A 12,348-nucleotide genomic window follows, 5' to 3' on the forward strand; every position below is an offset into this window, starting at 1 on the left:
TTGCGGCTCGATTGTAGCGTCGTACCGTTCGTTCAAACGCATCGGGAGACGCATCATGCAAGCCGACGGCTGGAACACCGGAACAAGCCTTGACGCGGGACCCGCGCCGCGGCCCCGGAGGGCATTCGCGACCGCGCCAAATCCGGGCGTGGCCCACCATTTCTTCGTCGGCATCGGCGTCTGGTGCATCCTGCTTGCCCTCGTCGGCTTCGTGCCGAGCTTCCAGGCGGCCTTCGCGGGCGAGTTCCGCATTCCGCCGATCGTGCACGTCCACGGCGCCGTCATGATGGGCTGGCTGCTGCTCTACACCGCGCAAGCTGGCCTGGTCACCCGGGGCAACCTGCGCCGGCATCGGCAGATGGGCTGGCTGGCGACCGGCTGGGCCAGCGCCGTCTGGATCTCGATGGGCGTCGCCACCGTCGCCGCCCTGCAGCAATACACGCCGGACGAGGCGCCGTTCCTGGTCAAGCCGCTGTTGATCCAGCTCGGGACGCTGGTGGTCTTTCCGGTCTTCTTCATCGGCGCCGTGCTCGCCCGGCGACAGGCGGGCTGGCACAAGCGGCTGATGACCCTGGCCACCTTCGTGCTCGTGCAGGCCGCGCTGGATCGCATGCGCTGGCTGCCGGACCTGGGCCTGCCCGGATTCTGGGAAACCGGCGTGCGCGGTTACGTGTTGCTGCTGTTGCCACTGGTCAGCTTCGACCTCTTCACGCTCAGGCGCATCCATCCCGCCACCCTGCTCGGCGCCGGCCTGATCGTCGCGATGCATGGCGTGGTCAGTTTCTACTGGGCCGACGATGGCTGGAACCAGCTCGCGCGCCATGCCTGGATGGGGTTGCGTTGACGGCAAGCGTGCGGGGTGGCCGAACGTGAACCGCAACCGTGCCTTCACCCGGAGATCACGCCTGTTTTCACGCCGCCGTTCCCGACGCGGTGCTTCCCTCGGCGTGTCGAGTCGGCCAGCGGATCGGATCCGGACCTGCACGTCTTGAACCTTCACCCGGTGCGCCGACGACACCGTTCGTACTCAACAGCCCAAGGAGTTCACCATGATCAAGCGCCTGCTTCCCCTGTTGATCGGATTGTCGGTTTGCGGTGCGGCCTTCGCGCAGGAGATGCCCGCCACCAGCCAGTCGGCGACCACGACCACGCAGACCACCACCACGGTTTCCACCTGGACCACGCAGCCACCCAGCGGCGCGTTGAGCGAGGACGCGATCAAGACCGCGGTCGCCGACGCCGGCTACAAGGAAGTGAAGGGCCTGAAGTTCAAGGACGGCGTTTGGCACGGCAAGGCCCGCGGCGGCAACAAACAGTGGGTGAAGCTGGCGGTGGGGCCGGTCAATGGCAAGGTCTATGTCGATGACGCGCCCTCGAAACTGGACAAGGACGAAGTCAGCGCCAAGCTGGCCGCCGCCGGCTACCAGAAGATCCACGACGTGGAATACGAACACGGCCTGTGGAGCGCCGATGCGGAAACCTCGCACGGCCACGACGTCGACCTGCTGGTCGATCCGGATGACGGCAGCGTGGTGGCCAAATCGCGCGACTGATGCCGGGCGTCCAGATGGCCCGGTCCCGGCGCGTGACGACGCGCCGGTTTTTTTTGTCGTGAAGAACCCACCAGCCCTGGGCCAAGCAACCCGATTGCATTCACAGCCGTGCCGCAGCGATGGTAGCCTGCCACCTGCAGCAGCTTTTCTGATCCGAATGGTCTGACTTCATGGCGGATGCTTCATTTCTGGCGGGCGGCGACGAAATGGGTGCGTTGATGCGTGCCCACGACTGGGCATCGCATCCGCTGGGCAAGCCGCAGCTGTGGCCCCAGGCACTGCGTACCGCCATCCGGCTGATGCTCAATTCGCGCCACCAGATGGGCATGTTCTGGGGCAGCGAGGCAATCTGGTTCTACAACGACGCCTACGCGCAGACGCTTACCGTCGAGCGCCATCCCTGCTCGCTCGGCCTGCCCGGTCGCCAGGTATGGCCGGAGATCTGGACGGACATCGGCGCCCAGGTCAGTCAGGTGATGGCCGGCGGCAGCGCCACCTGGCACGAGAACCAGCATCTGGTCCTGCAGCGCAATGGTCGCGACGAGGACACCTACTGGACCTACAGCTACAGCCCCATCGACGACGAATCCGCGCCCGGCGGCGTGGGCGGCGTGCTGGTGGTGTGCACCGAGACCACCGAGCAGGTGCTGGTGTCCCGCCGCGCGGTGGAGGAGCGCCAGCGCCTGGCCGAACTGTTCGAACAGACGCCGTCGTTCATGGCGTTGCTGCGCGGACCCGAACACATTTTCGAGCTGACCAACCCCAGCTACGTCCGCCTGATCGGCGAGCGCAACGTGCTCGGCCGTTCGGTGGCCGAGGCCCTGCCCGACGCGGCCGCCCAGGGTTTTGTGGGCCTGCTCGATACCGTCTATGACAGTGGCGAGCCCTACGTGGCAACGGCGACGCCGTTCGCGATGCAGCCGGCACCCGGTGCGCCGATCAGCCAGCGCTATCTGGACTTCGTCTACCAGCCAATCAGGAATGCGCTGGGCGAAGTCACCGGCATCTTCGTCGAAGGCACCGACGTCACCGAACGCGCGCTGGCGGAAAACGCGCTGCGTTCCAGCGAGGCGCGCCTGCGTATGCTCAATGCCAACCTGGAGCTGCAGGTCGCCCGACGCATGCACGGTCGCGCGCGCACCTGGCAGCTGAGCACCGACCTCATGGGCGTACTCAATGCCGAGGGCATCTTCGAGCTGTCCAACCCCGCCTGGCAATCGGTGCTGGGCTGGCCGGAGGAGACCATCGCGCGCACCCCGTTCTTCGACTTCCTGCATCCCGACGACCTGGCCCGCAACCGGCTGGCGTTCGCCCGCGCCATCGAACTGGGCGAACCGGCGCTGTGCTTCGAGAATCGCTACCGCCACGCCGGTGGTGGCTACCGCTGGCTGTCGTGGGTGGCCATTCCCGAAGACGACAAGGTCTACTGCAGCGCGCGCGACATCACGGCCGACAAGGAAGCCGCCGAATCGCTGGCGCGCACCGAGGCCGCCTTGCGCCAGTCGCAGAAGATGGAAGCCGTGGGCAAGCTCACCGGCGGCCTCGCGCACGACTTCAACAACCTGCTCGGCGGCATCATGGGCGCGATGGAAGCGGCGCGCGCAAAGCTCGACCAGGGCAAGATCGAGGACGTGCCGCGCTACCTCACGCTCGGCGAAACGGCAGTGCGCCGGGCCGCCTCGCTGACCCAGCGTCTGCTGGCCTTTTCCCGTCAGCAGACCCTCGATCCGCGCTCCACCGACATCAACCGGCTGGTGGCCGGCATGGAAGAGCTGATCCGCCGCACCATCGGTCCGGCGGTCCAGTTGGAAGTGGTCGGTGCCGGTGGCCTGTGGCCGAGCCTGGTCGATCCGCCGCAGCTGGAAAGCGCCCTGCTCAACCTGTGCATCAACGCGCGCGACGCGATGCCGGACGGCGGTCGCCTCACCATCGAGACGGCCAACCGCTCGCTGGACGAATACGCGGCGGCGGCCTGCGAACTCGAACCGGGCCAGTACGTCTCGCTCAGCGTCACCGACAACGGCAGCGGCATGACACCCGAGGTCATCGCCCGCGCCTTCGACCCGTTCTTCACCACCAAGGCGATCGGCCAGGGCACCGGCCTGGGCCTGTCGATGGTCTACGGCTTCGCCCGCCAGTCCGGCGGCCAGGCGCGCATCTATTCCGAACCGGGCACCGGCTCCACCCTGTGCATCTACCTGCCCCGCCATCACGAGCCCGCCGTCGACCCCGAAACCACGCAACCGGCGCGCCTGGCCGAAGCGCCGCCGCAAAGCGAGACGATCCTGGTGGTCGAGGACGAACCCTCGATCCGCGAACTGGTCTGCGAAGTCCTGGCCGATGCCGGCTACACCGTCCTGCAGGCCGGCGATGGCAGCGCCGGCCTGCACATCCTGCAGACCGGCACGACGATCGACCTGCTGATCACCGACGTGGGCCTGCCCGGCACCATGAACGGTCGCCAGATGGCCGACACCGCACGCAGCACCCGCCCGCAACTGAAGATCCTGTTCATGACCGGCTACGCCGAGAATTCCATCGTCGGCAACGGCAACCTCGAACCGGACATGCACGTGTTGACCAAACCGTTTTCGCTGGACGCGTTGCGGCGCAGGATCCGGGACATCCTGCCGGGCTGAGAGCCTTGCCTGGCGGCGCTTCGACTCCATCCGCCGCGCGGGCTACGCTCAGCGCGAACGGGGTACGGGACATGTGCCGACCGAGTCGATCCTCATCGCGGACGCATGATCATCCCCACCACCAACCGAAAGCTGCGGAGAGCCACGTGCACGCGAGGACAGATTCCAGCCATGGCGATGTCGGTTATGACATCCCCGCCCTGCCCGGCATGGACGAGGCGGACATCCAGACGCCTTGCCTGGTGCTCGATCTCGACGCACTGGAGCGCAACATCGTGAAGATGGGCGACTACGCGAAAGCGCACGGCATGCACCACCGCAGCCACGGCAAGATGCACAAGTCGGTCGACGTGCAGAAGCTGCAGGAAAGCCTGGGTGGCGCGGTGGGCGTGTGCTGCCAGAAGGTGTCCGAAGCCGAGGCCTTCGCCCGTGGCGGCATTCGCGACATCCTGGTGTCGAATCAGGTGCGCGACCCGGCCAAGATCGATCGACTCGCCCGCCTGCCGCATCACGGCGCGCGCATCATCGTCTGCGTCGACGACGAAGCCAACGTGGCTGAGCTTTCCGCCGCCGCGCAGACACACGGCAGCACTCTCGAATGCCTGGTCGAAATCGACTGCGGCGCAGGCCGCTGCGGGGTGGCCACCACTGGCGAAGCGATCGCGATCGCCAGGGCCATCGACGCAGCGCCGGCCCTGGTTTTCGGCGGCATCCAGGCCTACCAGGGCGCCATGCAGCATCTGGAAAACTACGCGGACCGCAAGACCAGGCTCGACGAGGCCATCGCCATGGTGAGGATCATCGTCGATGGCCTGAACGCGGCCGGATTGCCCCCGCGACTCGTTACCGGCGGCGGCACGGGGTCGTATCCTTTCGAGTCCGGATCGGGCGTCTACAACGAACTCCAATGCGGCAGCTACGCCTTCATGGACGCGGACTACGGACGCATCCGCGACAGCGACGGCAGGCGCATCGACCAGGGCGAATGGGAGAACGCGCTGTTCGTCCTGACTTCGGTGATGAGCCACGCCAAGCCCGGCCAGGCCGTGTGCGATGCCGGCCTCAAGTCGATGTCGCTGGACAGCGGCCTGCCCGTCATCCACGGCCGCGACGACGTGCGCTACCTCGGCGCTTCGGACGAGCACGGCGTGATCGCGGACGTGAACGACGTCCTGCGCATCAACGACAAGCTGAAGCTCGTTCCCGGCCATTGCGACCCCACCTGCAACCTGCACGACTGGTACGTCGGCGTACGCCACGGCAAGGTCGAGGTGGTCTGGCCGGTGTCGGCGCGCGGCAAGAGCTATTGAGGATTGGCCGCAGGCCGCCTGGTCATTCGCTCCGACATGTAACGCGCGCACCTGATCCGGCCCGGTCGATGGCCGGATTCCGCCAGCACGCTTGCTCAAGTATTGATTTAGATATATCTAAAGATGTATCGTCCGACACTCTTTCGATATATCGAAATCTGCCCATGCGCCTGCATCATCGACTGCTGGACGCCCTGCGGGAGCGTCATCACCACCATCATCATTTCGATCCATGCGGGGTCGCACACGGGGAGCATGCGCACGAATGGCATGCGGGCCGTGGCGGCTTCGGCGGACGCCACGACGCGGATTTCCCCGGCGGCTGGGAAGGCCTGCGCGGCGGCGGGCGACGTGGCGGCGGCGGTGGCCGCATGTTCGGCCATGGCGACCTGAAGCTGCTGCTGCTGGCGCTGATCGAGCAACAGCCGCGCCACGGCTACGAGATGATCCGCATGATCGAGGACATGTTCCACGGTCACTACACGCCCAGCCCCGGCGCCGTCTATCCCACCCTCAACATGCTCGAGGACATGGGCCACGCGGAAGTCGCGCTCGAACAGGGCAATCGCAAGCTCTACTCCATCACCGAGGCCGGCCGCGAATTCCTCGACGAAAACCGCGAAGCGGTCGAGGCGATGACCGAACGCACCCGCCACAGTGCCCGCATGGCGGCGAAAATGTCGGCACCCATGGCGGTGCGCAAGGCCATGCACGCCCTGAAGCATGCACTACTGATGCGCAGCGAGTGGGACAAGGCCGAAGCACAGCGGGTCGCGGACGTGCTCGAGCGGGCGGCCCGCGAAATCGCCGCAGGCGCTCTCCGCGAGTGATCGGGCTCTGCGCCGGGTCACTCGCGCCGCGACAACTCATCGACCCTGCACGAGATGCTGCGGGCCGGTAGCCGCGTACCCGGCTACCGGCCCGGCTGAGAACCTCCTCCCCTGCGCCAGCCATCGCCAGCGCGCCCAACCGATGCCACGGAGACAGCCACGATGTCATCCCATACCCATCACAAGTTGCGACACGACCTGGTCAAACGCATGCTGCAAGTGACCCAGGTGCAGCGACTGAGCCCGCACATGCAGCGCGTGACGTTCGGCGGCGAAGAATTGCGCGGCTTCGTCAGCGCCGCGCCCGACGACCACGTGAAGCTGTTCTTCCCCAACAGCCAGGGCGACATCGTGCCGCCGGTCATGGGTCCCAATGGCCCCAGCTATCCGCCCGGCCGCGAATACTCGCCGATGCGCGACTACACCCCGCGCCGGTTCGACGCCGAGCGCAACGAACTGACCGTCGACTTCGTGCTGCATGGCGATGGCCCTGCCTCCGCCTGGGCGGAACAAGCGGTCGCGGGTCAGCAGCTCGGCGCGGGCGGCCCTCGCGGCTCGTTCGTGGTCGCCGATGACTTCGAGCACTACGTATTGATCGGTGACGAAACCGCGCTCCCCGCGATCGGCCGATGGCTGGAAGAGATGCCCGCGTCGGCGCGCGTCCACACACTGATCGAAATTCCCGAAGCCGCCGATCGCCAACCGCTGGCCTCGCCGAATGTCCGCTGGCTGGAGCGCAACGGTCGCCCCGGCGCGAGCAGCCAGCTGCTGGAGCAGGCACTGCAACAGATGACCATCCCGGCCGGAGACAGCTTCTACTGGATCGCCACCGAGTCCCGCCGCGCACGCGCCATCCGCCAGTGGCTGGACGAACACCGGCAGGTGCCGAAGGAGTGGATTCGCGCCACCGGCTACTGGAGCGCAGCGGCCGAGTGAAGCGTGGGGCTTGGAAATCTTCAGCGGGATTTTCCTGCGTCGTCCGAATGGGAACCGCTCCATCGTGCGAGAACTTCATGCGGGATCACGAGCTCAGCTCTCGATGGTCACCCGGTAGTCGACCGCGGCCACCTTGATGATGCGAGCGCGTCGGGCGCCCATCGCCGATGTCGATGCCATGATGATTCCACACTGAAGAACAGACGTCCCGAAGCCAGATCCGTGATCAGCTCGTCGCAGGATCATGCGATGCGTCCCGCGTCGAAGGCTCATGCGTTGGCGTGATCAACCTGGACGGGAGTACCTTGTTCGATGGCAGATGCGATGCGCCTCCGCACGCCTTCGTTTTTGACACAGCCATGACGGACGAAATGCGAGGTAATGGTCGTCATCATGCTTGTGCCCGGCGCGATCCATCGCCAGCAGCTTATCCCGACTCCTGCCCGTACCCGTGAGGTTTCGAATGATCGACTCAAACGGTCGTACCCCTTCCCATTCCGCCTGGCCCGTCATGGCCGCCACCGCGCTGCGTGTGGCGTTCGGCCTGATCTGGCTGGTGGGCGCCGCGCTCACCTGGAGGGATGGCTTCGCCGCGCATTACGTGGGCTATTTGCACAACGCGGCAGAGGGGCAGCCGGCGTGGTCGGCGTGGTGGTTCAACCTGTGGATCGGCGTGGTGACGCCCCACGTCGGCTTGTTCGTGTGGCTGACCCGCATCGCCGAAACCACGCTGGCGCTGGCCCTGATCTTCGGCTTCGCGCGCAAGGTAACCTGCGTTCTCGGCCTCCTCTTCAGCCTGCTGATCTGGAGCACGGCCGAAGGTTTCGGCGGACCGTACTCGGTGGGCGTGACCAACATCGGCTCGGCGCTCAGCTACGTGCTGATCTTCGTCGCGCTGATCATCGTCAACTATCGCGTCGGACTCAGCCCGTACAGCGTCGACTACCTCATCGAGAAACGCTGGCCGGCCTGGCACAAGGTTTCGGGGTGGCATGAAACGGTCGAGCCAGTCGACCTGACGCCGCTGCCCTGGCGGGTGCAGGCACCGGCGCTGGCGGGCGTCGTGATCCTGGCCGCGTTGCTGCTGGCCAGCCTGCAGAGCGCGCTCAACGTGAAGTCGGCCTCGCCGACCGCAGCCGCCGCCGCGGTGACGCCGCTGTCGCTGGCCTCCAGCGAACCGATCAAGGAGGCACGCGACGCGACCTTGCCGCCGGTGGCCACCGGCAACAGCGTGGACGTCCATATCGATTCCACCGACGACAAGGTGGAGATCGCCAGCGGCGTGGAATACCAGGCGTGGACCTTCGGCAAGAGCGTGCCCGGCCCCGCCATCCACGTGCGCGAAGGCCAGACGGTGAGCCTGGTGTTCACCAACCGCGGCACGATGCAGCACTCGATCGACTTCCACTCGGCGATCACGCCACCCAGCCTGCACTACGTGGAAATCATGCCGGGCGAAAGCGTCACCTTCTCGTTCGTCGCCAAGGTCGCCGGTGCCTTCCTCTACCACTGCGGCACGCCGCCCACCCTGCTGCACATCGCCAACGGCATGTACGGCGCGATGATCGTGGACCCGGCTACCCCGCTGCCGCCGGCGGACAAGAGCTACGTGTTGGTGCAAGGCGAGTGGTACACGCAGCAGATCGCCGGCAAGCTGATGGGCAGCAACTACGACAAGATGCTGGAGATGCGCCCCGACGAAGTGGTGTTCAACGGCAAGGCGTTCCAGTACCGCGACCATCCGCTGACCGGCCGGGCCGGGGAGCGCGTGCGCATCTACATGGTGAACGCCGGGCCCAGCCTGTGGAGCGCGTTCCATGTCATCGGCGCGATCTTCGACAAGGTCTATCCCGGCGGCAATCCGGCGCAGGCCATTGATGGCGTTTCGACCTATACCGTCGGCCCGGGCGAAGGCGCGGTGTTCGACCTCACCCTGGACGAGCCCGGCCACTACCCGTTCGTGGATCACTCCATGGCGCACGCGATGATCGGTGCGATCGGCGTGCTGGACATCGAGGGCGCGCCCGGCACCCCGGCCGCCGCACCCCCGGTCAGCAAGGCGGCGCCGCCAGCCGCCGGCGAGGCCAGCGCCCCGAAGGCGCCGACCGGTCCCTACGCCTACAGCCCCGAACGCGGCGCCACCGCTTACGCCACCTACTGCGCGGCCTGCCACCAGGCCAGCGGCATGGGCCTGCCGCAGACCTTCCCGCCGTTGAAAGGCAACAAGGTGGTGCTGGATGACAACCCGACCAGACACCTGCAGGTGATTCTCAACGGCCTGACCGGCGAGCCGATCGACGGCGTGGTCTGGCCCGGCGCCATGCCGCCCTTCGGCCCCAGCCTCAGCGATGCCGACATCGCCGACATCGCCAACCACGAGCGCACCTCCTGGGACAACAAGGCCAAACTGGTCACCGCCGACGACGTGAAGGCAGCACGCACCGCGGGCGGGAAGTAGCAGAATTTCCCCGGATATCTTCGCCGGCCTTACAGGAAGCCCCTCACGCGGGGATTCCGTCGCTGCAGCCCCCTCCTAACGAGACGGAAGATCCTGCCTGCGGCTCAGTGGCCGATCATGTGCAGCGTCAGCGCTTTCCAGGCGGCGTTGGGCAGCAAGCTCAACGCGGTGGCCTGGAGCAGCAGCACCCAGGCCAGACCCGCGATGTATGCGGAATGCAGGCGGCCACGCGTCAGCAAGTCGTAGGCGCCCAGGCCCAGCATCAGCAAGTCGCTACCCAGATAGACCGCAACCGCCGTACCCGCCAGACCGTCGCCGAGGGGTGCGGCGGCGAAGCCGTTGAGGAAGCGCCCGAAACCGGCGTCGCTGATGTAGATCAGCCCCATCAGCATCAGGCGCTTGTGGGCCGATGAGGTCTTGCGCAGCAGCAGCCCTGCTCCCGTCAACCCGGCGAAGCCCAACATGTCGGTCAACTGGACGGCCAGGAATTCCGGCGTATCGCCCGTGGCCGCGTAGCGGATGCCGTGCACCACGATCGCCGCGGCGGGGCCCAGCACCAGCATCACCACGGCGAGGGCTGCGCCCGCGATGCCCAGCTTGCGGTGGATGTCCGGCCGGCCGTTGCGGATCAGCGCCACCTGCGTGGTGAACAGCACCAGATAGCCCACGAAGGCCACCGCGTGAACGTGGACGATCCAGGGATAGTCCAATCCGAACTTGCGCAGGTGACGGAAGCTGTCGGTGCCGAAACCCGACAACACCCCCAGCCACACAAGGGCGGTAAACAGCAGGAATGCCTGGCGATCCGCGCGAGGCTGCGCAGGAAAGTATCCAGAAGCGATCGCGGTCATCGTTTGCTCCCCGAGCAAAGCCACTGCGCCACGGAAAGCTAGACCCAATCTGCGGCGGATGCAATCGGCGGCTTGGGTGGCGGTCTTCGCAAGCGCGGCACCTGGAAAGACCGCATCGCCCTTTGCATGCGCGGCCGATCAGAAAGCCCGTCGCGGATCTTCAAGCGGTCGCAAATGAACCCTGCTCCGTTTTCCCGCCAGCTCAGGACGACGTCGAGAGCGTGCCCGCTTCGGCCATCGGCGCCAGCCGCGCACGTTTCACCGGTGCCGTTTCCGGCACCTGGGTGATCGCCACCAGGCCCACCACCACCGCGCCGATCATGTACCAGGCCGGCGCCAGCGGATTGCCGGTCAACTGCGTCAGCCACGCCACCACGAACTGGGTGGAACCGCCGAACACCGAGATCGCCACCGCATAGATCATCCCCAGCCCGCCGGAGCGCACATGCGCCGGCAGCGATTCGGTCACCGCCACCAGCACCGTGCCGGTGGACAGCGTCGAGGCGATCGCCAGCACCGCGGTAATGCCGAACAGCGCCACGCCGGAACGCTCGCGCCCCAGCAACCAGAACGCCGGAAAAATCACCAGCAGCAACACCACCCACGGCACCACCATCACCGGCTTGCGGCCGATCCGGTCGGACAGCCAGCCGCTGAGCGGATCGCACACCAGCCCGCACAGGCCCACCATCACCGTGGCGCCCAGCGCCAGGCGCTCGGGCATGCCCAGGGTGGCGTTGGCATAGGTGGTCATGTAATCGAGTACGTAATTGGTGGTGGTCGCGGCCGCCAGTATCGCCAGACCCAGCAGCGCCACCCGCCGATAGCTGGGCATCCACGGCTCGGACGGCGGCGCCGCGGGCCGGGTCGCGGTGGCGGCGTCCAGCGTTTCCACCAGGTTGCGCCGCATGAACCAGCCGAACGGCACGATCACCGCGCCCAGTCCCAGCGCCAGTCGCCAACCCCACGCATCCAGCGCCGCCGGGCTGAGCCAGTGCGCCAGCAGCACGCCTACCAGCCCCGCCATCAACACCGCCGCATCCGCGCTCATCGCCTGCATCGAGATGTACAAGCCCCGACGCATCGGCGGCGCCGCCTCCATCAGGAAGGCCGTGCTCGGCCCCACCTCGCCACCCAGCGCGAAGCCCTGCAGCAACCGGAATCCCACCACCAGCGCCGGCGCCCACAGACCGATGGCCGCATACGAAGGCGTCAACGGCAAGCCGATCACCGCTATGCCGATCAACCCGAACGACAGCAACATCGCTGGCTTGCGCCCGCGCCGATCGCCCATCCGCCCGATCACCCACGCGCCCAGCGGACGGGTCAGAAAGCCCGCACCGAACGTCGCCAGCGAAGCCAGCAGGCTGATCCCCGGTCGATCCGAGGGAAAAAACGTGCGGCCGATCTGCGCGGCGAAAAAGGCGTAGGTGATGAAGTCATAGAACTCCAGCGCATTGCCCAATGCCACCGCGACCACATGTCGCCGAGGCAACACACGCGCAGCCTGCGGATCGAGGCCTGCGGCCTCCGCACCATGATCGGTCATCGAAATCCCCCGGCAGCCCCTGCTGCATCCGTCGCAGCATCGGGCATGGAGGCATCCAAGGCAATCGGCTGATGCTCGGCGCCGATCGTCGGCTCTCCGTTCTACAAGCTCGCTGGCAAGGAATCAGGGACGACATTGCCGTTGCTGCTCACAAGACATGTCCACGCCGCGGGCTTCGAATTCGACCCTGTTTTGAACCCCGCCCTGGAAAGTAAACTCCGA

At 66.7% G+C, this 12,348-nt stretch carries 9 protein-coding genes; 7 read left to right on the top strand and 2 right to left on the bottom strand.

Translation table 11 applies throughout. The features are described 5' to 3' along the window. The first annotated feature begins 148 nt into the window (after positions 1-148). The 7 genes from AC3A56_RS00220 to AC3A56_RS00250 all read left to right on the top strand — a co-directional run bounded on the left by AC3A56_RS00220 (position 149) and on the right by AC3A56_RS00250 (position 9,726). Complete coding sequence (locus tag AC3A56_RS00220) at positions 149-844, top strand: hypothetical protein (protein WP_487768951.1); 696 nt, start codon at positions 149-151, stop codon at positions 842-844. A gap of 205 nt (positions 845-1,049) precedes the next feature. Beyond that, complete coding sequence (locus AC3A56_RS00225; RefSeq protein WP_056718970.1) at positions 1,050-1,553, top strand: PepSY domain-containing protein; 504 nt, start codon at positions 1,050-1,052, stop codon at positions 1,551-1,553. A gap of 170 nt (positions 1,554-1,723) precedes the next feature. Beyond that, on the top strand, positions 1,724-4,192 hold the full coding sequence (locus tag AC3A56_RS00230) for a PAS domain-containing protein (RefSeq protein ID WP_487768952.1): 2,469 nt from the start codon (positions 1,724-1,726) through the stop codon (positions 4,190-4,192). Positions 4,193-4,338: 146 nt separating this feature from the next. Beyond that, positions 4,339-5,502, top strand: coding sequence for a 3-hydroxy-D-aspartate aldolase BhcC (gene bhcC / locus AC3A56_RS00235; protein ID WP_487768953.1), 1,164 nt, complete (start codon positions 4,339-4,341; stop codon positions 5,500-5,502). 68 nt (positions 5,503-5,570) lie between these two features. Then, positions 5,571-6,332, top strand: coding sequence for a PadR family transcriptional regulator (locus AC3A56_RS00240; RefSeq protein WP_487768954.1), 762 nt, complete (start codon positions 5,571-5,573; stop codon positions 6,330-6,332). 162 nt (positions 6,333-6,494) lie between these two features. Then, a complete protein-coding gene (locus tag AC3A56_RS00245) occupies positions 6,495-7,268 on the top strand; it encodes a siderophore-interacting protein (protein ID WP_487768955.1) in 774 nt (257 codons plus the stop codon). Positions 7,269-7,731: 463 nt separating this feature from the next. After that, a complete protein-coding gene (locus tag AC3A56_RS00250) occupies positions 7,732-9,726 on the top strand; it encodes a multicopper oxidase domain-containing protein (RefSeq protein ID WP_487768956.1) in 1,995 nt (664 codons plus the stop codon). A gap of 104 nt (positions 9,727-9,830) precedes the next feature. On the opposite strand, the gene AC3A56_RS00255 is transcribed toward AC3A56_RS00250, so the two are convergent. Beyond that, on the bottom strand, positions 9,831-10,577 hold the full coding sequence (locus tag AC3A56_RS00255; RefSeq protein ID WP_056718959.1) for a hypothetical protein: 747 nt from the start codon (positions 10,575-10,577) through the stop codon (positions 9,831-9,833). 202 nt (positions 10,578-10,779) lie between these two features. Continuing rightward, positions 10,780-12,126 (bottom strand): MFS transporter, encoded by a 1,347-nt coding sequence (locus tag AC3A56_RS00260; RefSeq protein ID WP_487768957.1) that lies wholly within the window; start codon positions 12,124-12,126, stop codon positions 10,780-10,782. Positions 12,127-12,348: the final 222 nt, after the last annotated feature.

The organism is Rhodanobacter sp. Soil_C_14, assembly GCF_057657335.1.